21 protein-coding genes are annotated in these 21,302 nt (G+C 47.4%); 20 read left to right on the plus strand and 1 reads right to left on the minus strand.

Annotation, left to right across the window (positions count from 1 at the left end):
* Positions 1–242 precede the first annotated feature (242 nt).
* From FC20_RS05525 to rpoC, 6 genes are all read left to right on the plus strand, one after another.
* A complete protein-coding gene (locus FC20_RS05525) occupies positions 243–713 on the plus strand; it encodes a GAF domain-containing protein (RefSeq protein ID WP_008460077.1) in 471 nt (156 codons plus the stop codon).
* Between the two features lie 12 nt (positions 714–725).
* Positions 726–3,182, plus strand: a complete 2,457-nt coding sequence (locus tag FC20_RS05530) for an ATP-dependent Clp protease ATP-binding subunit (protein WP_008460079.1) — start codon at positions 726–728, stop codon at positions 3,180–3,182.
* Between the two features lie 381 nt (positions 3,183–3,563).
* Positions 3,564–3,872 carry a garvicin Q family class II bacteriocin gene (locus FC20_RS11005; RefSeq protein ID WP_008460081.1) on the plus strand — a complete coding sequence of 103 codons (309 nt, stop codon included), beginning with the start codon at positions 3,564–3,566 and terminating at the stop codon, positions 3,870–3,872.
* 16 nt (positions 3,873–3,888) lie between these two features.
* On the plus strand, positions 3,889–4,233 hold the full coding sequence (locus FC20_RS05535; protein WP_008460082.1) for a bacteriocin immunity family protein: 345 nt from the start codon (positions 3,889–3,891) through the stop codon (positions 4,231–4,233).
* Positions 4,234–4,445: 212 nt separating this feature from the next.
* A complete protein-coding gene (gene rpoB / locus FC20_RS05540) occupies positions 4,446–8,114 on the plus strand; it encodes a DNA-directed RNA polymerase subunit beta (protein WP_201779608.1) in 3,669 nt (1,222 codons plus the stop codon).
* A gap of 15 nt (positions 8,115–8,129) precedes the next feature.
* Positions 8,130–11,801 (plus strand): DNA-directed RNA polymerase subunit beta', encoded by a 3,672-nt coding sequence (gene rpoC / locus FC20_RS05545; RefSeq protein ID WP_008460086.1) that lies wholly within the window; start codon positions 8,130–8,132, stop codon positions 11,799–11,801.
* 65 nt (positions 11,802–11,866) lie between these two features.
* On the opposite strand, the gene FC20_RS05550 is transcribed toward rpoC, so the two are convergent.
* Positions 11,867–12,493, minus strand: coding sequence for a hypothetical protein (locus FC20_RS05550; RefSeq protein ID WP_236697638.1), 627 nt, complete (start codon positions 12,491–12,493; stop codon positions 11,867–11,869).
* Between the two features lie 212 nt (positions 12,494–12,705).
* Between FC20_RS05550 and rpsL the strand changes: the two genes are divergently transcribed.
* The 14 genes from rpsL (at position 12,706) to rpsQ (ending at position 21,296) form a co-directional block, all read left to right on the plus strand.
* Entirely contained in the window at positions 12,706–13,113 is a 408-nt protein-coding gene (gene rpsL / locus FC20_RS05555) for a 30S ribosomal protein S12 (protein WP_008460088.1), read from the plus strand.
* A 15-nt stretch (positions 13,114–13,128) separates the two neighbouring features.
* A complete protein-coding gene (rpsG, locus tag FC20_RS05560; RefSeq protein WP_002878218.1) occupies positions 13,129–13,599 on the plus strand; it encodes a 30S ribosomal protein S7 in 471 nt (156 codons plus the stop codon).
* A 33-nt stretch (positions 13,600–13,632) separates the two neighbouring features.
* The gene (fusA, locus tag FC20_RS05565; protein WP_008460092.1) at positions 13,633–15,717 is read left to right on the plus strand and encodes an elongation factor G; all 2,085 of its coding nucleotides are present in this window, start codon (positions 13,633–13,635) and stop codon (positions 15,715–15,717) included.
* A 564-nt stretch (positions 15,718–16,281) separates the two neighbouring features.
* Positions 16,282–16,590, plus strand: coding sequence for a 30S ribosomal protein S10 (rpsJ, locus tag FC20_RS05570; RefSeq protein WP_008460094.1), 309 nt, complete (start codon positions 16,282–16,284; stop codon positions 16,588–16,590).
* Between the two features lie 25 nt (positions 16,591–16,615).
* The gene (gene rplC / locus FC20_RS05575) at positions 16,616–17,245 is read left to right on the plus strand and encodes a 50S ribosomal protein L3 (RefSeq protein ID WP_008460096.1); all 630 of its coding nucleotides are present in this window, start codon (positions 16,616–16,618) and stop codon (positions 17,243–17,245) included.
* Between the two features lie 14 nt (positions 17,246–17,259).
* Positions 17,260–17,877, plus strand: a complete 618-nt coding sequence (gene rplD, locus FC20_RS05580) for a 50S ribosomal protein L4 (RefSeq protein ID WP_009558010.1) — start codon at positions 17,260–17,262, stop codon at positions 17,875–17,877.
* Positions 17,877–18,176 carry a 50S ribosomal protein L23 gene (rplW, locus tag FC20_RS05585; RefSeq protein WP_008460100.1) on the plus strand — a complete coding sequence of 100 codons (300 nt, stop codon included), beginning with the start codon at positions 17,877–17,879 and terminating at the stop codon, positions 18,174–18,176. The genes rplD and rplW overlap by 1 nt, the downstream gene beginning before the upstream one ends.
* Positions 18,177–18,191: 15 nt before the next feature.
* A complete protein-coding gene (rplB, locus tag FC20_RS05590; RefSeq protein WP_008460102.1) occupies positions 18,192–19,028 on the plus strand; it encodes a 50S ribosomal protein L2 in 837 nt (278 codons plus the stop codon).
* A gap of 17 nt (positions 19,029–19,045) precedes the next feature.
* Positions 19,046–19,321, plus strand: a complete 276-nt coding sequence (gene rpsS / locus FC20_RS05595) for a 30S ribosomal protein S19 (RefSeq protein WP_008460103.1) — start codon at positions 19,046–19,048, stop codon at positions 19,319–19,321.
* Positions 19,322–19,342: 21 nt separating this feature from the next.
* Positions 19,343–19,696, plus strand: a complete 354-nt coding sequence (gene rplV, locus FC20_RS05600; RefSeq protein WP_002878207.1) for a 50S ribosomal protein L22 — start codon at positions 19,343–19,345, stop codon at positions 19,694–19,696.
* 13 nt (positions 19,697–19,709) lie between these two features.
* Positions 19,710–20,381, plus strand: coding sequence for a 30S ribosomal protein S3 (gene rpsC, locus FC20_RS05605; RefSeq protein ID WP_008460115.1), 672 nt, complete (start codon positions 19,710–19,712; stop codon positions 20,379–20,381).
* Positions 20,381–20,824: a 50S ribosomal protein L16 gene (gene rplP / locus FC20_RS05610; RefSeq protein WP_002878205.1), complete on the plus strand. Its 444-nt coding sequence runs from the start codon at positions 20,381–20,383 to the stop codon at positions 20,822–20,824. The genes rpsC and rplP overlap by 1 nt, the downstream gene beginning before the upstream one ends.
* A complete protein-coding gene (rpmC, locus tag FC20_RS05615; RefSeq protein ID WP_008460119.1) occupies positions 20,814–21,011 on the plus strand; it encodes a 50S ribosomal protein L29 in 198 nt (65 codons plus the stop codon). The genes rplP and rpmC overlap by 11 nt, the downstream gene beginning before the upstream one ends.
* Before the next feature lie 18 nt (positions 21,012–21,029).
* Positions 21,030–21,296 carry a 30S ribosomal protein S17 gene (gene rpsQ, locus FC20_RS05620; RefSeq protein ID WP_008460121.1) on the plus strand — a complete coding sequence of 89 codons (267 nt, stop codon included), beginning with the start codon at positions 21,030–21,032 and terminating at the stop codon, positions 21,294–21,296.
* Positions 21,297–21,302 lie beyond the last annotated feature (6 nt).

Below are 21,302 nucleotides of genomic sequence, written 5' to 3' on the forward strand. Positions count from 1 at the left end.
GGGGTCGCGGGTTCGAATCCCGTCTTCCGCTCCAAACAAAGACTCGCTGTTTAGCGGGTCTTTTCTTTTTGCCTTTTTAACTTTCTGGCTGAACTAGCTTATAATAAGTAGGTGAAAAGGCGTCCGGCTTGTAACTGAAACAGTTAAATGCTATGCTTCAAAGCATAGTGTTTTCAGGATTTTTCAATAAAAAAAGAAGAAACAAAGACTATCTACTTTTTAGAGCATGATGGAGGAACAAGATGGCAGCAGCAAGTCAAGAAGAATACGAGCTTTTTCTCAAGCAGGCCGAAGCCCTGGTATACGGCGAAAGCGACTGGATCGCCAACACGGCCAACGTGTCAGCCCTGCTATACCACCAATTAAAGAACGTCAACTTTGCTGGCGTCTATCGCTTTGAAAAGGGCGAGCTGATCTTGGGGCCCTTCCAAGGGCAGCCAGCCTGCGTCCACATCCAAATCGGCAAGGGCGTTTGCGGCAAGGCGGCTAAGGACCAGGCAACCCAGATCGTGGAAAATGTCCACGACTTTCCAGGCCATATCGCCTGCGACAGTGCCTCTAATTCCGAAATTGTGGTGCCCATCTTCAACCAGCAGGGCGACCTTTGGGGCGTATATGATTTTGACTCAACGACTTTTAGCAATTTTGACCAGCTTGACCAGGAATACCTGGAAAAGATTGCTGGCGTAGTCTTGGGTCAAGCACAGAACTAAGGCGGTGTTTTTATGCAAAATTCTTACAGTAATAGCAGCAATCAAGTTTTAGAAATTGCCAAGGAGCAGGCACAGGCTTTTCACCACCGCTTAATTGGCACCGAACACGTGCTTTTGGCCATCGTGATCGAGGCTGACGGTAAGGCGGGCAAGATCCTGCGGACCATGGGGGTGACTCCAACTGGCGTACGCGAAGAAATCGAGCGCTACACGGGCTACGGTTCTTCAGCTGGCGCCTCCTTTATGGAAATGTCTCCTCGTTTGACCCTGGCTCTAGAAAATGCCAAGCGCAATTCTGAAGCCCGCGGCGCTAAGCAGATCGAAACGACCGATATCCTGCAGGCCTTGGTTTCCAGCGAGCAGATTTTGTCAGCCATGATTTTGAAAAATCTGGACGTGGACATCGACAACTTAAGAGATGAGTTAGACGATGCCAACAACTTGGACGATGGGGAAGTGAGCCGGCCTGAGTCAAGTCAGGTGAGTGGCCAATCCCAAACCCCGATGCTGGACCGCTTTGGCGTAGACCTAAACAAGCGGGCTAAAAACGGGGACATTGACCCAGTGATTGGCCGGCAAAAAGAGCTTGACCGGGTCATCCAAATTTTGTCCAGAAGAACCAAGAACAACCCGCTCTTAGTGGGGGAACCCGGCGTTGGTAAAACGGCGGTAGCAGAAGCCTTGGCCAGCGACATTGTGGCTAAAAAGGTGCCGCGCGATTTGCAGAACAAGCGCGTCGTTTCCTTGGACGTCAACAGCATGGTGGCCGGCACCCGCTACCGGGGCGAATTTGAGGAGCGGCTGGACCGCTTGATTAAGGAAGTCATCTCCAGCAAGAACGTAATCTTGTTTGTGGACGAAATCCACACCTTGGTCAAGGCCGGGGATGCTGAAGGCGCGATGAGTGCTTCTAATACCTTAAAGCCGGCCCTGGCCCGGGGCGACATCCAATTAATTGGGGCAACGACCTTTGAGGAATACCGCAAGCACATGGAAAAGGATTCAGCCTTTGTTCGCCGCTTCCAGCTGGTGCGCCTGTCTGAGCCAAGCTCGGAAGAGACCTTGAAGATCTTGGAAGGGCTCAAGTCTAAGTACGAGGACTACCACCGGGTAACCCTGTCTGAAGAAGCCCTGCAGTCAGCAGTTAACCTGTCTAGCCGCTACATCGCCGACCGCTTCCAGCCAGACAAGGCCATCGACTTGATCGATGAAGCCAGTGCCGCTGTCAAGCTGGCCAACGATACGGGCGACGACAAGGACCTGGCCAAGCTTGATCTGGAAATCAGCAGAACCTTAAAGGCTAAAAATGATGCAGCTGCTGAACAAAACTTTGTCCAAGCCGCTAACTTAAGAGACAAGGAAATTGACCTGCGGCAAAAGCGGTCAGACCTGGCTAAGAAGTTGGCTGGCAAGGAAAGCAAGCGGGCCACGGTTGGTCCAGAAGACATTGCTAAGGTGGTCTCCATTTGGACTGGCGTGCCAGTTACTCAGCTCAAGACCAGCGAAAACAAGCGCCTGGCCAACCTGGAAGGCATCTTGCATGAGCGGGTTATCGGCCAAGACGATGCCGTGAAGGCCGTGGCCAATGCTATTCGGCGGTCCAGAAGCGGCTTGAAGGATGAAAATCGGCCAATCGGTTCCTTCTTATTCTTGGGGCCAACTGGGGTTGGGAAGACCGAACTGGCCAAGGCCGTGGCGGAAGCCGTCTTTGGCTCAGAAGATAACATCATCAGAGTCGACATGTCTGAATACATGGACAAGGAAGCTTCTTCTAAGCTGATTGGGTCAGCGCCTGGTTATGTCGGCTATGAAGAAGGCGGGCAGCTGTCTAACAAGGTTCGCGAGCATCCATACTCCGTTGTGCTTTTTGACGAAGTAGAAAAGGCTAACCCAGAAATCTTCAACGTCTTATTGAGAGTTCTTGATGAAGGCTTTTTGACTGACTCCTTAGGCCGCAAGATTGACTTTAGAAACACGATCATCATCATGACTTCTAACCTGGGGTCCAGATCCTTGGAAGAAGACAACCAAGTCGGCTTTGCCAAGACCAAGCCAGACCAGGCCAAGGTTATCTCCGACAAGGTAGCCAAGGCAACCAAGGACTTCTTCAGACCGGAATTCTTGAACCGGATTGATGAAAAGATCGTCTTCAAGCCGTTAACGGCAAAGCAATTGCGGACGATTGTTACTCTCTTGACCAGAAAATTGGTTAAGCGCCTGGCTGACAAGGACATTACCTTGAAGATCTCACCAGCCGCCTTGGACCAACTGGCTAAGGATGGCTACAACCCAGAAATGGGTGCGCGGCCACTTCGCCGGACCATCCAAGATGAAGTGGAAGACCAACTGGCCCAATACCTGGTCAACGAAGACTTGCAAGCTGGCGATACGATCAAGATTGGTGCCAGCCGCGGCAAGCTGAAGTTTGAAATCGTCAAGCCCCAAACTGGTGAAAAGATCAAGGGATAAGCTGAACTGCCAAGGTGCTAACTTGTCTTTTATTTGTTTTAACTGATATTACACATTTGTTACGTTTTTATAAAGCTTGTTTTTTCCCCTTGTAATATTACCTCTACAAGCCTAGAATTTACCTCGTAAATTAGTTTTGAGTGTATTAGGAGGATATAAATAAAAAGCTCAAGAAAAATCGTTGTAACGTTAATAGCTGCTATAAGTTTAGGACTTGCAGTAAGTCCATCAATTGTTAACGCGAGTGACAGCACACAGACAGTATCACCAAACTTAGAGAGTGAACTCTCTAAGTATGTCAAGATCGCCAATCACAAGTTTGTCGTAAGTGTTCCAGAAGGTACGAATGTATCTTCAGAAAAGCTTGCAGAATTACAGCAAGTGGTTGATACTGTCAATAAAGAATTAGCTGACTACAATGTTGAAGTTGATCAATCTGTTCCTACAATCTCGCTTGCAAGAGCAAAAAGTAAAAAAAGCACATCGCGTCCCAAGCCAGTTGCGTATGGTGCAAATGGTTATTGGTACCGTGATAAAAAAGGTGGTTGGCACTATGTAGTAACAAAATCACCTGCACAAGCAGTGTTTGACGTCTTCAGAAATGGAGTGGAGTCTTCACTCGGTGGTGGTTGGATTTCTGGTGCTAAAAAAACAAAAGCTTATCAAGATTTCATTAACGGAAGAAGATAATTTTTGGAGGCAGATTATGTTTGGCAAGAAGAAAAAAGCTGAAGCTGCTAAGGCAGAACAAGAAGCAAGCAAGAAGACTGACGGGCGGATCCTACTTTATAGCGACATCATCGACGCTCTTTACGACGAAATGCCAAGAGAAGAGCGGGAGGCCCTGCTGGAAGCTAAGCAGCAGCTGGAACAGAAGGTCTACCTGGGTAAGGTGATGCGGGACTTGCGGATCGCTTTAGAGCCGGTCGCGATCAAATCCCAGCTCAGTCCGCAAGGCAAGCAGATTTTCTGGAATATTACGGCTGGCGGCTACCAGCTCACCGGGGTTGGTCTGGCCACCCAGGCAGCCATGCTTTTTAGCGGCCGCTAGGACTTGCGTTTCTTTAAAAAAAGTGGTACAATATTTAGTGATTTAAAAGGCTGAAGTTCAGGATTTTACTGATATATTGTCCAGTAAAATGATAGAGACAAAAACGACAGGTTCGTTTTTGTCTTTTTTATGCTCAAAATACCGGAATTACTCAGCTTTTTTAAAATGTAACACAAATGTAATATTTGCTTTCTTCAAACAGGATAGAAAGGATGTTTTCCTTGCTAAACGGACACGTAGTAAATTACGGACAACACCGGACAAGACGCAGCTTTTCCCGGATTAAAGAAATCCTGCCGCTGCCAAACTTGACGGATGTGCAAACTGAATCATACAAGTGGTTCCTTGATCAAGGTATTAAGGAAGTTTTTGACGACATCTTGCCAATCAGCGATACTTCAGGTCGCTTGACTTTGGAATATGTCGACTACAAGCTGCAAGAACCAAAGTACACTGTTGACGAATCACGCAAGCACGATGCAACTTACTCAGCACCAATGCACGTGACTTTGAAATTGACTAACCACGAAACTGGCGAAATCAAGACTCAAGACGTCTTCTTTGGCGACTTGCCTTTGATGACTAAGTCTGGTTCTTTCATCGTTAACGGGGCTGAAAGAGTTATCGTTTCTCAGCTGGTTAGATCACCAGGCGTTTACTACAGCGGTGAATTTGACAAGAACGGCCGTCAAATCTTCGGTACTACGGTAATCCCTAACCGGGGGGCATGGCTTGAATTTGAAACTGACGCTAAGAACATTTCTTACGTGCGCGTTGACCGGACTAGAAAGCTGCCTTTGTCAGTTTTAGTACGGGCTTTGGGCTTTGGCTCAGACAGCGAAATTAAGGAAATCTTTGGCGACAGCGACACCTTGAACCTGACTTTGGACAAGGACGTTCACAAGAACCCTGCTGACAGCCGCGTAGCTGAAGCCTTGAAGGACATCTACGACCGTCTGCGTCCAGGTGAACCAAAGACGACTGATTCTTCACGCAGCCTGTTGGTATCACGCTTCTTTGACCCACGCCGTTACGACTTGGCAGCTGTTGGCCGCTACAAGGTTAACAAGAAGCTGAGCTTGAAGAACCGCCTTTTGGGCTACACTTTGGCTGAAACTCTGGCTGACCCAGACACTGGGGAAGTTTTGGCAGCTAAGGGCACTGTTGTTAACAACGAAGTGATGGACACTTTGAAGGAATACCTTGACCGGGACGACTTCAAGACTGTGACCTACACTCCATCAGAAGAAGGTGCCATTCCTGAACCAATCACTGTTCAAGAAATCAAGGTCTTCTCCCGGGAAGTGCCAGACCGCGAAATCAAGCTGATTTCAAACGGCCACATTGCTGAAGACGTGAAGTGCATCACTCCAGCTGACATCTTGGCTTCTGTCAACTACTTCTTGGAACTGCAAGAAGGCGTTGGTACGGTTGACGACATCGACCACTTGGGTAATCGCCGGATTCGCCGTGTTGGTGAACTTTTGCAAAACCAAATGCGGATTGGTTTGGCCAGAATGGAACGTGTCGTTCGCGAACGGATGTCAATCCAAGACGCAGCTACGGTAACTCCACAACAACTGATCAACATTCGTCCAATCGTTGGTTCCATCAAGGAATTCTTTGGTTCATCCCAACTTTCCCAGTTCATGGACCAAAACAACCCATTGGGTGAATTGACCCACAAGCGTCGTATGTCAGCCTTGGGGCCTGGTGGTTTGTCTCGTGACCGTGCGGGCTATGAAGTTCGTGACGTTCACTACACCCACTACGGTCGCCTGTGCCCAATTGAAACGCCAGAAGGTCCTAACATCGGTTTGATCAACTCCATGGCAACTTACGCCATCATCAACAAGTACGGCTTCTTGGAAACCCCATACCGCCGCGTATCTTGGACTACCCACAAGGTTACCGACAAGATCGACTACTTGACTGCCGATGTAGAAGACAACTACATTATCGCTGGGGCCAACACGCCACTTAACGAAGATGGCTCATTCGTTGATGACGTGATCCTTTGCCGTCACCGGGAAGACAACGTCGAAGTAAGTCCTGACCGGATCGACTACATGGACGTTATTCCAAAGCAGGTTGTTTCCGTAACCTCTGCATGTATTCCATTCTTGGAAAACGACGACTCAAACCGGGCCTTGATGGGGGCCAACCACCAACGTCAGGCTGTTCCTTTGATCAACCCACACAGCCCACTGGTTGCAACTGGTATGGAATACCGTGCCGGTCACGACTCCGGTGACGCTTTGCTGGCTGAAGCTGACGGTGTCGTTGAATACGTAGACGCTAACGAAATCCGCGTTCGCCGCGACGACCAAACCCTTGACAGCTACACGCTTGAAAAGTACCGTCGTTCAAACGCAACTAAGAACTACAACCAAACTCCAAACGTTTCAACTGGTGACCACGTTGTCAAGGGCCAAGTAATTGCCAACGGTCCATCTATGGCTGACGGCGAACTGTCCTTGGGTCAAAACCCAGTTATTGCCTTCACCACTTGGAACATGTACAACTTCGAAGACGCCATCATGCTGAGCGAACGTTTGGTTAAGGATGACGTCTACACTTCAATCCACATTGAAGACTACGACTCAGAAGCTCGTGACACCAAGCTGGGGCCTGAAGAAATTACTCGGGAAATCCCTAACGTTGGTGAAGACGCGTTGAAGGACCTGGACGAAAATGGGATCATCCGGATCGGTGCTGAAGTTCACGACGGTGACATCTTGGTTGGTAAGGTTACCCCTAAGGGGATTACCGAACTGAGCGCTGAAGAAAGACTTTTGCACGCTATCTTCGGTGAAAAGGCCCGCGAAGTTCGTGACACTTCCTTGAAGGTGCCACACGGCGGTGGCGGTGTCGTTCAAGACGTTCAAGTCTTCACCCGTGAAGCCGGCGACGAACTGGCTCCAGGCGTTAACACCCTGGTTCGGGTTTACATCGTCCAAAAGAGAAAGATCCAAGTCGGTGACAAGATGTCCGGTCGTCACGGTAACAAGGGTACGGTTGCCCTGGTTGCTCCAGTAGAAGACATGCCATACTTGCCAGACGGTACGCCAGTCGACATCTGCTTGAACCCAATGGGTGTGCCTTCACGTATGAACATCGGGCAGCTTTTGGAAATCCACTTGGGCCGGGCAGCTCGCGCACTTGGGATCCACGTTGCTACTCCAGTATTCGACGGGGCTAGCGAAGATGACGTTTGGAACTTGGTAAAAGAAGCCGGCGTTGACTCAGACGGTAAGACTGTTCTTTACGACGGCCGGACCGGTGAGCCATTCCACAACCGGGTATCAGTTGGGGTAATGTACTACCTGAAGCTGACTCACATGGTTGACGACAAGATCCACGCTCGTTCCATCGGGCCATACTCACTGGTTACCCAACAACCACTTGGTGGTAAGGCACAATTTGGTGGCCAGCGGTTTGGTGAAATGGAAGTTTGGGCTTTGGAAGCCTACGGTGCAGCCTACACTCTGCAAGAAATCTTGACTTACAAGTCAGACGACGTTGTTGGCCGTGTTAAGGCATATGAAGCCATCGTTAAGGGCGAAAGAATTCCTAAGCCAGGCGTTCCAGAATCATTCCGGGTTTTGGTTAAGGAATTGCAATCATTGGGTCTGGACCTGCGCGTTTTGGACAGCGACGAAAACGAAGTTGAACTGCGCGACATGGATGAAGACTCCAATGAACACGTAAACATCGATACTTTATCTCGCCTTGCCGAAGCGCAAGAGAAGAAGAAGTTGGCCGAAGAAGAAGCCGAAATCGCTGAAGAAGAAGCAGCAAACGCACAAGCAGCTGATCAAACTGCCGATGCCGATGCAACTGTAGACAGTGCCAGCGATGACGAAAATGCTTCTAAGTAATTGGAGGGTTAAACTTTGATCGACGTAAATAAGTTTGAAAGCATGCAAATTGGCTTGGCTTCACCAAACAAGATTAGAAGCTGGTCATACGGGGAAGTTAAGAAGCCTGAAACCATTAACTACCGTACTTTAAAGCCAGAAAAAGACGGTTTGTTTGATGAGCGAATCTTTGGGCCAACCAAGGACTATGCATGTGCCTGTGGCAAGTACAAGGGCGTTCGCTACAAGGGCATCGTCTGTGACCGCTGCGGCGTTGAAGTTACGACTTCTCATGTTCGCCGTGAACGGATGGGCCACATCGAATTGGCCGCACCAGTAACCCACATTTGGTACTTCAAGGGCATTCCTTCAAGAATGGGTCTGGTTTTGGACGTTTCACCAAAGCAATTGGAAGAAGTTATCTACTTTGCTGCCTACATCGTGATCGATCCAGGCGACACCGGTTTGGAAGCTAAGCAGCTTTTGACTGAAGCTGAATACCGGGAAGAAAGAGCTAAGTACGGCAACCGCTTCGTTGCTAAGATGGGTGCTGAAGCCATCCGTGACTTGCTTAAGCAAGTTGACTTGGACAAGGAAGTTGCTGAATTAAAGGCTGAACTACAAACCTTGAAGGGGCAAAAGCGTACCCGCGCAATTCGCCGCTTGGACATCTTGGATGCCTTCAAGAACAGTGGCAACAAGCCTGAATGGATGGTTATGGAAACTATCCCAGTTATTCCACCAGACCTGCGTCCAATGGTGCAACTGGAAGGTGGCCGTTTTGCCACTTCCGACTTGAACGACTTGTACCGCCGGGTGATCAACCGGAACAACCGTCTGAAGAAGCTTTTGGACATGCACGCACCAGGCTTGATCGTGCAAAACGAAGAAAGAATGCTGCAAGAAGCCGTTGACGCCTTGATCGACAACGGTCGCCGCGGCCGTCCAGTGGTTGGTCCTGGTAACCGGCCATTGAAGTCAATTTCTCACATGCTGAAGGGTAAGCAAGGTCGTTTCCGTCAAAACTTGCTTGGTAAGCGTGTTGACTACTCTGGTCGTTCAGTTATCGACGTTTCACCTAAGCTGAAGCTGTACCAATGCGGCGTTCCGCGTCCAATGGCATTGGAACTCTTCAAGCCATTCGTGATGCGTGAACTGGTTCGCCGGGGCATCGCTTCTAACATCAAGAACGCTAAGCGCAAGATCGACCGCGAAGATGACGACATCTGGGACGTATTGGAATACGTCATCAAGGAACGTCCAGTTCTCTTGAACCGCGCACCTACTCTGCACCGTTTGTCAATCCAAGCCTTTGAACCAGTTTTGGTTCCAGGCAAGGCTTTGCGTCTGCACCCACTTGCTTGTGAAGCCTACAACGCCGACTTCGACGGTGACCAGATGGCCATCCACGTACCTTTGTCAGATGAAGCTGTTGCTGAATCAAGACTGTTGATGCTGGCAGCGCACCACATCTTGACTCCTAAGGACGGTACGCCAATCGTTACTCCATCACAGGACATCGTTTTGGGTAACTACTGGCTGACTCAGGCTGAACTTGGCCGTGAAGGCGAAGGCATGATCTTTGCTACTCCAGAAGAAGCAACCATTGCTTACAACAACGGCGACATCCACTACCACACCATCATCGGCGTTTCAGCTGCTTCAATGCCAGCTAAGCCATGGGGCAAGGGTCACGATGACAGCATCTTCATTACCACTTACGGCCGTTTGGTCTTCAACTCCCTGTTCCCAGACGACTACTTCTACATCAACGAACCAAGTCAAGACAACTTGACTGGTCCAATGGCTGACAAGTACTTCTTGGAAAATGGTGAGGACATCCACGACAAGATCGCTGAAGTTGGTCAAGACTTGGTAGCTACGCCATTTAAGAAGGGCTTCTTGGGTGACACGATTTCTGAAATCTACAAGCGCTACCGGGTACAAAGAACTTCTGAATACTTGGACGATTTGAAGGAAATGGGCTACTCAGCTTCAACCATCTCTGGTTTGACCATCGGGATGGCCGACGTTCCAGAAACTAAGACTAAGGATGCCTTGGTTGCTGAAGCTCGTAAGCAAGTTAAGGAAGTTTCCAAGATGTTCCGTCGTGGTAAGCTGTCCGACAAGGAACGCCACGACAACATTATCAAGATCTGGACTGACTGTAAGGATGCCGTTCAAAAGGAAATCGCTGAATTTAAGGATCAAAGAAACCCTATTTCAGTCATGCAGCAGTCTGGTGCCCGTGGTAACATCTCCAACTTTACCCAGTTGGCCGGGATGCGTGGTTTGATGGCTACGCCAAGTGGTGAGCTCTTCGAAATCCCAGTTATCTCCAACTTCAAGGAAGGCTTGACGGTTCTGGAACTCTTCATGTCAACTCACGGTGCTCGTAAGGGGATGACTGACACGGCCTTGAAGACCGCGCAATCTGGTTACCTGACTCGGCGTCTGGTTGACGTTGCCCAGGACGTTATCATCCGTGAAGACGACTGTGGCACTGACCGCGGCATTACTGCCAGAGCCATCATCGACAAGGATGCTGGTTTGATCGAATCCCTCTACGACCGTTTGGTTGGCCGCTTTACCAACCGGACTGTCAGAGACCCACAAACGGGCGAAGTTATCTGCCCTAAGGGCGTTTTGATGGATGAACAAATGGCTCAAAAGATCGTTGATGCCGGCGTTCAAGAAGTTGAAATTCGCTCAATCCTGACTTGCAACACTTCCCACGGTATCTGCCGCAAGTGCTACGGCCGCAACCTTGCAACCGCTGAAGAAGTTGAAATCGGTGAAGCAGTTGGTACTGTTGCCGCTCAATCAATCGGTGAACCAGGTACTCAGCTGACTCTGCGGACTTTCCACACCGGTGGTGTTGCCGGCGCAGAAGACATCACTCAGGGTCTTCCTCGTGTTCAAGAATTGTTTGAAGCACGTAACCCTAAGGGTCGTGCCGTTATCTCTGAAGTTGACGGTGTCGTTGACAAGATCGAAAGCAACGCTGCTGAACACTTGCAAGAAATTACGGTTAAGGGCAAGATCGACACTCGTGTCTACACGATCCCTTACACTGCTAAGCCAGCCGTTCAAGAAGGCGACGAAATCCACCGCGGTGACAAGCTGATCCCAGGTTCTATCGATCCTAAGGAACTTATCAAGGTTACCGACACTTTGACCACTGAAGAATACATCTTGGCCGAAGTGCAAAAGTCCTACCGGACTCAGGGTGTTGACTTGGCCGACAAGCACGCCGAAGTCTTGACTAGACAGATGCTGCAAAAGGTTCGTGTTCTGGACCCAGGTGAAACTGACATCTTGCCAGGTGAAGTCATGGACATTGCTGAATTCCGTGACCGCAACCGCGACGTCATCATCAGCGGCGGGATTCCTGCAACTTGCCAGGCTGACATCTTGGGTATCACCAAGGCAGCCTTGGAAACTAACAGTTTCTTGTCAGCTGCTTCCTTCCAAGAAACCACGAGAGTTCTTACTGACGCCTCAATCCGCGGCAAGAACGACCCATTGCTTGGTTTGAAGGAAAACGTCATCATCGGTAAGATCATTCCAGCCGGTACTGGGATGCCAATCTACCGCGACCAAACTCCAAAGACTGACGTGCAACAACCAGACTCAGTCTACTCAATTGCGGATTTGGAAAAGCAAATGGCCGACAAGGACCAAGAAAGTGAAGAAAGCAAGGATTAAGGACTGAAGCCTGATCCTGTTTGAAAAAGCAAAAAAGACCACAAGGAAAGCCTTGTGGTCTTTTTCTATAGCCAAAACTGCAGATTGAGCCCCCAGTAAAGGTAGGGCAGCAGAGGATAATGGCGGTGTGCTTCTTGATTCTGTTTAGGGCGTTGGAAGTGATTGATGGGTATAATATGAGCTATTGCCAAAAGCGAACCAAATAAGAAGGCTCGCAAGGCGGTTTGGCCCGGAAAATTCAGGGCCAGAAGAATAAAGAAGTAAACATCACCGCTGCCCATCTTGCCTTGGACGGCCAAGATGATCAAAATGCTGAGAAAAAGCAGATTGCTCAGCAGGTATTGGCTGCTTGGAAGGATCAAACCGGTGATCGCCGGGATTACTAGGAGAACGGTAGGATAGGCCTGCTCGTAATAGTCGTATAGGACTAACAAGTTAAGGTACCACAGCAAAAGGAGAAAGAGGAGCCAAATCAGGGGCGACTTGGCGGAGGTATAATATGATCGAATTGCCAAATGGCCGCTTAAAAAGCACCATTGGAGATCCGATAGAAAAGGAGTTGATGTAAAAAATTGGTTTGTGCCTGGTAGATTGGTTAACACCGCTTGCTGCTGGTGGTAGTAATAACTTGCCGAGTAGGCTAAGAAGCTGCCGGTGATCAAGGTTAGAAGTAGCATTTTTTCACCCTCCACTTATTATTACAACTTTTATCCGATTTTTACCGAAATTCCTTGCTAATTAGTGCCGAAAAAATACAAAAAAACTTTTTTGTAAAAAGAGTTTGCTTTAGCGGAAAAATGGAGTACAATAACAGATGTATGTTTTGAAGATTACTCCGCGGGTCAAAAAAGAAACTCCCGGATATGTGAACAAAATGATATATTAATTTAGGAGGAACTAGTTAATGCCAACCATTAATCAATTGGTTAGAAAAGGCCGTCACTCAAAGACGACTAAGTCAAAGTCACCAGCTTTGAACTACAGCTACAACAGCATGAAGAAGGAACAAGTTTTCAACCCAGCACCACAAATGCGTGGGGTTGCTACTCGTGTTGGTACCATGACGCCAAAGAAGCCTAACTCAGCTTTGCGTAAGTACGCTCGTGTACGTCTTTCAAACTTGACTGAAGTTACTGCCTACATCCCAGGTGAAGGCCACAACTTGCAAGAACACTCAGTTGTTTTGATCCGTGGGGGCCGTGTAAAGGACCTTCCTGGTGTACGTTACCACATCGTTCGTGGCGCTCTTGACACTGCCGGCGTTGATGGCAGAAAGCAAGGTCGTTCTAAGTACGGCGCTAAGAAGGGTTAAAGGAGGACTTAAATAATGCCAAGAAAAGGTCATGTTTCAAAGAGAGACGTTTTAGCAGACCCAGTTTACAACTCAAAGCTGGTTACTAAGCTGATCAACCACTTGATGAAGGATGGTAAGAGAGCTCAAGCTTCATCAATCTTGTACGATGCTTTTGACATTATCAAGGACAAGACTGGCAAGGAACCAATGGATGTCTTTGAAGAAGCTATGAACAACGTTAAGCCTGTATTGGAAGTTAAGGCTCGCCGTATCGGTGGTTCTAACTACCAAGTGCCAGTTGAAGTTCGTCCAGAAAGACAAACTACTTTGGCATTGCGCTGGTTGGTATCATACTCACGTCTGCGTAACGAACACACTATGGATGAACGTTTGGCCAACGAATTGATCGATGCTTCAAACAACACTGGTTCAGCAGTTAAGAAGCGTGAAGATGTTCACCGTATGGCAGAAGCAAACCGTGCCTTTGCCCACTACCGTTTCTAATCTTTTGCTCGTCATTTAAGGAGATAGAAAATTATGGCTAACAAGCGTAAATTCTCATTAGAGAAGACTCGTAATATCGGTATCATGGCTCACATTGACGCCGGTAAGACTACTACTACTGAACGTATCCTTTACTACACTGGTAAGATCCACAAGATTGGGGAAACTCACGAAGGTGACTCCCAAATGGACTGGATGGAAGAAGAAAAGGAACGTGGTATCACTATTACTTCCGCAGCTACTACTGCTCAATGGAAGGACCACCGGATCAACATCATCGACACCCCAGGACACGTTGACTTTACTATCGAAGTTGAACGTTCACTCCGTGTTCTTGACGGCGCCGTAACTGTTTTGGACGCACAATCCGGTGTTGAACCACAAACTGAAAACGTTTGGCGTCAAGCTGAAAACTACGGCGTTCCTCGTATCGTTTTCGTTAACAAGATGGACAAGATCGGTGCCAATTTTGACTTCTCGGTACAAAGCTTGCACGACCGTTTGAACGCTAACGCTATTGCCGTTCAAATGCCTATCGGTGCTGAAGACCAATTCGAAGGCGTTATCGACCTCTTCGACATGGTTGCCGACGTTTACGACGAAGACAAGCTGGGCTCAAACTGGGAAACTATTCCAGTTCCTGACGAATACAAGGAAGAAGCTCAAAGCCGTCGTGAAGAAATGATCGAACAAATCGCTGAAGTTGACGACAACATCATGGAAAAGTTCCTTGGCGGTGAAGAAATCTCCAACGAAGAACTTAAGGCTGCTTTGCGTCGCGCAACTTTGGACTTGAAGGCCTTCCCAGTCTTTGCTGGTTCAGCCTTCAAGAACAAGGGTGTTCAAATGATGCTTGACGGTGTTATCGACTACCTGCCATCACCACTTGACGTTAAGCCTTACGTTGCTCACGACAAGGACGGCAACGAAGTTGAATTGCTTGCTGACGACAACAAGCCATTCGCAGCTTTGGCCTTCAAGATTGCTACTGACCCATTCGTTGGTCGTTTGACTTTCATCCGTGTTTACACTGGCTCACTTGAATCAGGTTCATACGTATTGAACGCTTCAAAGAACCAACGTGAACGTGTTGGTCGTTTGCTGCAAATGCACGCCAACTCAAGAACTGAAATCCCAGAAGTCTTCTCAGGTGACATCGCTGGTGCCATCGGTTTGAAGAACACCACTACTGGTGACTCTTTGACTGACCCAGCTCACCCATTGATCTTGGAAAGCTTGGACATTCCAGCTCCAGTTATCCAAGTTTCTGTTGAACCTAAGTCAAAGGCTGACCGGGACAAGATGGATGTCGCTTTGCAAAAGCTGACTGAAGAAGACCCAACTTTCCGTGCTGAAACTAACCCAGAAACTGGTGAAACTTTGATCTCTGGGATGGGTGAACTTCACTTGGACATCATGGTTGAACGTATGAAGCGTGAATTCAACGTTGAAGCAACTATCGGTGAACCACAAGTTGCTTACCGTGAAACCTTCACTGTTCCAACTCAAGCTCAAGGTAAGTTCGTTCGTCAATCCGGTGGTAAGGGTCAATACGGTGACGTTTGGATCGAATTTACTCCAAACGAAGGCAAGGGCTACGAATTCGAAGATGCCATTGTCGGTGGGGTTGTTCCTCGTGAATACATCCCATCAGTTGACGCTGGTTTGCAAGAAGCAATGAAGAACGGTGTCTTGGCAGGCTACCCATTGATCGACGTTAAGGCTAAGCTTTACGATGGTTCATACCACGAAGTCGACTCAAGTGAAGCTGCCTTCAAGGTTGCTGCATCTCTTGCTTTGAGAAATGCTGCTCCTAAGGCTGGTGCCGTAATTTTGGAACCAATCATGAAGGTTCAAGTTATCGCTCCAGAAGAATACCTTGGTGACGTTATGGGCTCAATCACTGCTCGTCGTGGCCAAATGGAAGGTATGGAAGATCGGGCTGGTGCCAAGGTCATCAACGCTATGGTTCCATTGTCAGAAATGTTTGGTTACGCAACTACTTTGCGTTCATCCACTCAAGGCCGTGGTACTTTCACTATGGTTATGGACCACTACTCTCCATGTCCTAAGTCAATCCAAGCTGAAATCATCAAGAAGCGCGGCGGCAACGCTTAGTTTCTAGATTTTAGATCAAGATAAACATGCTTTTGATTTCGAACTCGAGGCGAAATTTAAAAGGTAGTTAAAACGCAAGTTTTAATCGAGCCGCTAGTTGATCTAGCGGCTCTTTTTTTATGAAAAAAGCAGCCAGCTTCAATTGAGAAGTTGGCTGCTTTGATCTTTATTGAAGAATCCATTGTATTTCTTTTATTTGTGTTTGATCCATTTTTTGGGCTAAAAACATCTTTCAGGTGCTACGACATTAAAATAGAAGCAATATTACGCTTACATTTTTTTACTATTGTAGAATAAGTGCTTAGTGAAAAAAGTATTTCTAAAGTCTAACGATATTTTCGAGACTTTTTTCAAAAAAGTTGGGCTAAACCCTTGCTATTTAAGGCGTGAGGCCTTATACTAGATAAAGTGCTTTTGACGGGGGAGACCCCGTCATGGGCAACATGTAGTCAGCTTTGACGCGGAAGGTTGCGGCACACCAGGCTGCATTGCCACAGTGGTTGTGCAGGAAATTTTCGCCGAGCTAGTCATCTTATTTAAAGAAGACGTATAGGAGGTAATTAGATGGCAAACGAAAAAATTCGTATTAGATTAAAGTCTTACGAACACAGCATTCTCGATGAATCAGCTGCTAAGATCGTGGACACTGCAAAGAGAACCGGTGCTGAAATCTCAGGTCCAGTTCCTCTTCCAACTGAAAGAACTTTGTTCACTGTTCTGCGTTCACCACACAAGAACAAGGACTCACGTGAACAATTCGAAATGCGGACCCACAAGCGCTTGATCGACATCTTGAACCCAACCCCTAAGACGGTTGACTCATTGATGAAACTCGATCTGCCAAGCGGCGTAGACATCGAAATCAAACTTTAATTTTTAGATAGAAAGAGGTGTAATCATGACCAAAGGAATCTTAGGAAGAAAAGTTGGCATGACTCAAATCTTCACTAAAGATGGTGTCCTTGTGCCAGTTACTGTTATTGAAGCAACTCCTAACGTTGTTATGCAAGTTAAGACTGTTGAAAATGACGGTTACGAAGCTGTACAACTTGGCTACCAAGACAAGCGTGAAGTATTGAGCAACAAGCCAGAAAAAGGTCATGCTGACAAGGCAAAGACTTCACCTAAGCGCTTCATTCGTGAACTCCGCGGAGTAGAGCTTAGTGACTACGAAGTCGGCTCAGAAGTTACTGTGGAGACATTTAAGGAAGGTGACGTAGTTAACGTTACTGGTACTTCAAGAGGTCATGGCTACCAAGGTAACATCAAGCGCCACGGTCAATCACGTGGTCCTGAAACCCACGGTTCACGCTACCACAGAATCCCAGGTTCAATGGGTTCAATCATTAATCGCGTACCAAAGGGCAAGAAGCTCCCAGGTCACATGGGTGTAAAGACTGTTACTATTGAAAACTTAGTAGTTGAAAAAGTTGTTGCAGATAAGAACGTCTTGATGATCAAGGGTAACGTACCAGGTGCTAAGAACTCATTGATCGTTGTTAAGTCATCTGCAAAGGCTAGCAAGTAGGAAGGAGGACTCAAATGGCTAATTTTAAACTTATGGATCAAAACGGCAACAACGCTGGTGAAGTAACTTTAAACGACAACGTATTTAGCGTTGAACCAAACGAAGCTGTTGTTTTCGATGCCGTTATCAGACAAAGAGCTGGTAAGCGTCAGGGTACCTCTAAGGTGAAGAACAGATCTGCCGTTCGCGGTGGTGGTAAGAAGCCTTGGAGACAAAAGGGTACTGGTCGTGCTCGTCAAGGTTCTATCCGTGCTCCACAATGGCGCGGCGGTGGTGTTGTCTTTGGGCCTACTCCACGTTCTTACGCTTACAGCATGCCAAGAAAGCAACGTCGTTTGGCAATCAAGTCAGTTTTGTCACAAAAGGTTCTTGACCAAAACTTGGTAGTCCTTGACAAGTTGACTTTGGCCGCTCCAAAGACTAAGGACTTCGTTGCCATCTTGAACGGTTTGAAGCTTGAAGGCAAGGTTCTGGTTGTTTCAGACGACAAGAACGTTCAACTTTCAGCTAAGAACCTGCCAAAGGTTAAGGTTGTTCCAGTTAACGGCTTGAACGTTGAAGACGCTGTTAACTACGACAAGCTCGTTTTGACTCAAGACGACGTTAAGAAGATTGAGGAGGTATTGGCTTAATGGACGCACGCGACATTATCTTAAGACCTGTTATCACTGAAAAGTCAACTGACTTGATGGACAGCAAGAAGTACACTTTCGACGTGGCCTTAACTGCTACCAAGACTCAAGTACGTAATGCTATCGAAGAAATCTTCGATGTTAAGGTTAAGTCTGTGAACATCATGAACGTTCGCGGCAAGGCTAAGCGCGTAGGCCGCTACACTGGCAAGACTGCTCGTCGTAGAAAGGCTATCGTTGCTTTAACTGCAGACTCAAACGACATCAAGATTTTCCAAGAAAACGAAGAAAACAAGTAATAGGAGGTCAGTCAATTGGCTATTAAAGTTTACAAGCCAACTTCAAACGGTCGTCGTAATATGACTTCTTCCGACTTTGCAGAAATCACTAAGTCAAAGCCTGAAAAGACTTTGCTTGCTTCTAAGTCAAAGACTGCAGGTCGTAACTCATACGGTCACATTACTGTAAGACACCGTGGCGGTGGTCACAAGCAACAATACCGTATCATCGATTTCAAGCGTACCAAGGACAACGTTAAGGCTAAGGTTGTCGCAATTGAATACGATCCAAATCGTTCAGCAAACATCGCTTTGCTTCACTACACTGATGGTACTAAGGCTTACATCTTGGCTCCTAAGGGCTTGACTGTAGGTGCTTTCGTAGAATCAGGCGCAGATGCCGACATCAAGGTTGGTAACGCATTGCCACTGAAGAACATCCCAACTGGTACTGAAGTTCACAACATCGAACTTAAGCCAGGCAAGGGTGGTCAAATTGCTAGAAGTGCTGGTACTTCAGCTCAAGTTTTGGGTGTTGACGGCAAGTACACTCAAGTTCGTTTGCAATCAGGCGAAGTTCGTGAAATTCTTTCAGAATGCCGCGCAACTATCGGTGCAGTTGGTAACGAACAACACTCATTGATCAACATTGGTAAGGCTGGTCGTTCACGTTGGATGGGCAAGCGTCCACAATCTCGTGGTTCCGTAATGAACCCTAACGATCACCCACACGGTGGTGGTGAAGGTAAGGCTCCAGTTGGTCGTCCACAACCAATGACTCCATGGGGCAAGAAGTCACGTGGTGTTAAGACTAGAGACACCAAGAAGGCTAGCGAGAAGTTAATCATTCGTCACCGTAAGGGTCGTAAGTAAGAGAAGGGGGTAAAATAATGAGCCGTAGTATTAAAAAGGGTCCTTTTGCAGACGCCCACCTTTTGAAGAAGGTTGACGAACAACAAGCTACAGACAAGAAGCAAGTTATCAAGACTTGGTCACGTCGTTCAACTATTTTCCCTTCTTTCGTTGGGTTGACTATTGCTGTTTACGATGGTAGAAAGCACGTTCCAGTTTTCGTAACCGAAGACATGGTTGGCCACAAGCTGGGCGAATTTGTACCTACTAGAACCTTCCGTGGCCACAAGGCTGACGACAAGGCTTCAAAGTAATAAGGAAGGAGAAACAATTAAATGGCAGAACAAATTAGTTCAGCTAGAGCTGAAGCAAGAACTGTTCGTATCGCCCCAAGAAAAGCTCGTCTCGTTGTAGACTTGATCCGGGGTAAGAGCGTTGCTGAAGCATTGGCAATTTTGAAGTTTACGCCAAAAGCTGCTTCCCCAATCGTTGAAAAGGTTTTGCGCTCAGCAGTTGCTAACGCAGAACACAACTACGATCTTGAAAGTGCAAACCTTTACGTATCAGAAGCATACGTAAACGAAGGTGCTACTTTGAAGAGATTCCGTCCACGTGCTAAGGGTTCAGCTTCTCCAATCATGAAGAGAACCAGCCACGTAGTTGTTGTTGTTTCAGAATTGAACGATTAAGGGAGGTATTTGAATGGGTTCAAAGATTAACCCAATTGGTTTCCGTCTTGGTGTTAACCGCGACTGGGAAGCTAAATGGTACGCTGCTAGAGGCTACAAGGAAACTTTAAACGAAGACCTTCGTATCAGAAAGTTCCTTGACGAAAAGTTAAAGGATGCCTCCGTATCTACTGTTGAAATCGAACGTGCTGCTAACCGTGTAAACATCGCTATCCACACTGCTCGTCCAGGTATGGTTATCGGTAAGGGTGGCGCTGAAGTTGAAGCTTTGAACAAGGAAATCAACGCTTTGACTAACAAGCAAGTTCACATTAACATTGTTGAAATCAAGAAACCTGATCTTGACGCTAAGCTGGTAGCTGACGGCATCGCTCGTCAACTTGAAGCTCGTATCGCATTTAGACGTGCAAGCCGTCAAGCTGCACAACGTTCAATGCGTGCTGGCGCCAAGGGTATCAAGGTTCAAACTGCAGGCCGTTTGAACGGTGCTGACATGGCTCGCCGTGAATGGCACACTGAAGGTAGTGTTCCACTTCATACTTTAAGAGCTGACATCGACTACGCATGGGTAAACGCATTTACTACTTACGGCGAAATCGGTGTTAAGGTTTGGATCAACCGTGGCGAAATTTTGCCAGGTCGCAAGAATCAACCTGCAAAGCGTTCAAAGGGAGGTAGAAAGTAATGCCTTTAGTACCAAAGCGTGTAAAACACCGTCGTGAATTCCGTGGTAAGATGCGTGGTGCTGCCAAGGGTGGCAAGACTGTAGCATTTGGTGAATACGGTCTTGAAGCACTTGAATCTCACTGGATTACCAACCGTCAAATCGAAGCTGCCCGTGTTGCCATGACTCGTTACATGAAGCGTGGTGGTAAGGTTTGGATCAGAATCTTCCCTCAAAAGTCCTACACTGCTAAGGGTGTTGGTGTACGTATGGGTTCCGGTAAGGGTGCACCAGCAGGTTGGGTAGCTGTAGTTAAGAGAGAAAAGATCATGTTCGAAATTGGTGGCGTTTCAGAAGAAACTGCTCGTGAAGCAATGCGCCTCGCAGCAAGCAAGCTTCCAATTAAGTGCAAGTTCGTGAAGAGAGAAGACCAGGAAGCAGGTGGCGCAACTAATGAAGACTAAGGAAATCAGATCATTATCAACTGATGAATTGTTGGCAAAGGAAAAGCAATACAAGGAAGAATTGTTCAACTTGCGTTTCCAACAAGCTACCGGTCAATTAGAAAACACCGCTCGCTTGAGCCAAGTCCGTAAGAACATCGCTCGTATCAAGACTGTATTGAGCGAAAAAGAATTAGAACAAAACTAGTGGAAGGGAGATACTAACTTGAGCGAATCAAATGAAAGAAATCGTCGCCACGTTTACCAAGGCCGCGTTGTTTCTGACAAGATGGACAAGACTATCGTTGTTGTAGTTGATACTTACAAGAACCACCCAGTTTACAGCAAGCGTACTCGCTACTCAAAGAAGTACTACGCTATGGACGAAAATAACGAAGCCAAGGTAGGCGACATTGTTCGTATCATGGAAACCCGTCCATTATCACGTACTAAGCGTTTCCGTTTAGTTGACATTGTTAAGAAATCTGTTTAATTTACG

The sequence above is a fragment of the Lactobacillus equicursoris DSM 19284 = JCM 14600 = CIP 110162 genome (assembly GCF_001434815.1).
Taxonomy (GTDB): domain Bacteria; phylum Bacillota; class Bacilli; order Lactobacillales; family Lactobacillaceae; genus Lactobacillus; species Lactobacillus equicursoris.

Bases quoted from the DNA above. Each gene is read 5' to 3' on its own strand.
- rpsG (WP_002878218.1), top strand. From the start codon at position 13,129: ATGCCAAGAAAAGGTCATGTTTCAAAGAGAGACGTTTTAGCAGACCCA.
- rpoB (WP_201779608.1), top strand. From the start codon at position 4,446: ATGTTTTCCTTGCTAAACGGACACGTAGTAAATTACGGACAACACCGG.
- rplW (WP_008460100.1), top strand. From the start codon at position 17,877: ATGGACGCACGCGACATTATCTTAAGACCTGTTATCACTGAAAAGTCA.
- rpsJ (WP_008460094.1), top strand. From the start codon at position 16,282: ATGGCAAACGAAAAAATTCGTATTAGATTAAAGTCTTACGAACACAGC.
- rplC (WP_008460096.1), top strand. From the start codon at position 16,616: ATGACCAAAGGAATCTTAGGAAGAAAAGTTGGCATGACTCAAATCTTC.
- rpmC (WP_008460119.1), top strand. From the start codon at position 20,814: ATGAAGACTAAGGAAATCAGATCATTATCAACTGATGAATTGTTGGCA.
- FC20_RS05535 (WP_008460082.1), top strand. From the start codon at position 3,889: ATGTTTGGCAAGAAGAAAAAAGCTGAAGCTGCTAAGGCAGAACAAGAA.
- rplV (WP_002878207.1), top strand. From the start codon at position 19,343: ATGGCAGAACAAATTAGTTCAGCTAGAGCTGAAGCAAGAACTGTTCGT.
- fusA (WP_008460092.1), top strand. From the start codon at position 13,633: ATGGCTAACAAGCGTAAATTCTCATTAGAGAAGACTCGTAATATCGGT.
- rpsC (WP_008460115.1), top strand. From the start codon at position 19,710: ATGGGTTCAAAGATTAACCCAATTGGTTTCCGTCTTGGTGTTAACCGC.
- FC20_RS05525 (WP_008460077.1), top strand. From the start codon at position 243: ATGGCAGCAGCAAGTCAAGAAGAATACGAGCTTTTTCTCAAGCAGGCC.
- rpsS (WP_008460103.1), top strand. From the start codon at position 19,046: ATGAGCCGTAGTATTAAAAAGGGTCCTTTTGCAGACGCCCACCTTTTG.
- rpsL (WP_008460088.1), top strand. From the start codon at position 12,706: ATGCCAACCATTAATCAATTGGTTAGAAAAGGCCGTCACTCAAAGACG.
- rplP (WP_002878205.1), top strand. From the start codon at position 20,381: ATGCCTTTAGTACCAAAGCGTGTAAAACACCGTCGTGAATTCCGTGGT.
- rplD (WP_009558010.1), top strand. From the start codon at position 17,260: ATGGCTAATTTTAAACTTATGGATCAAAACGGCAACAACGCTGGTGAA.
- FC20_RS05530 (WP_008460079.1), top strand. From the start codon at position 726: ATGCAAAATTCTTACAGTAATAGCAGCAATCAAGTTTTAGAAATTGCC.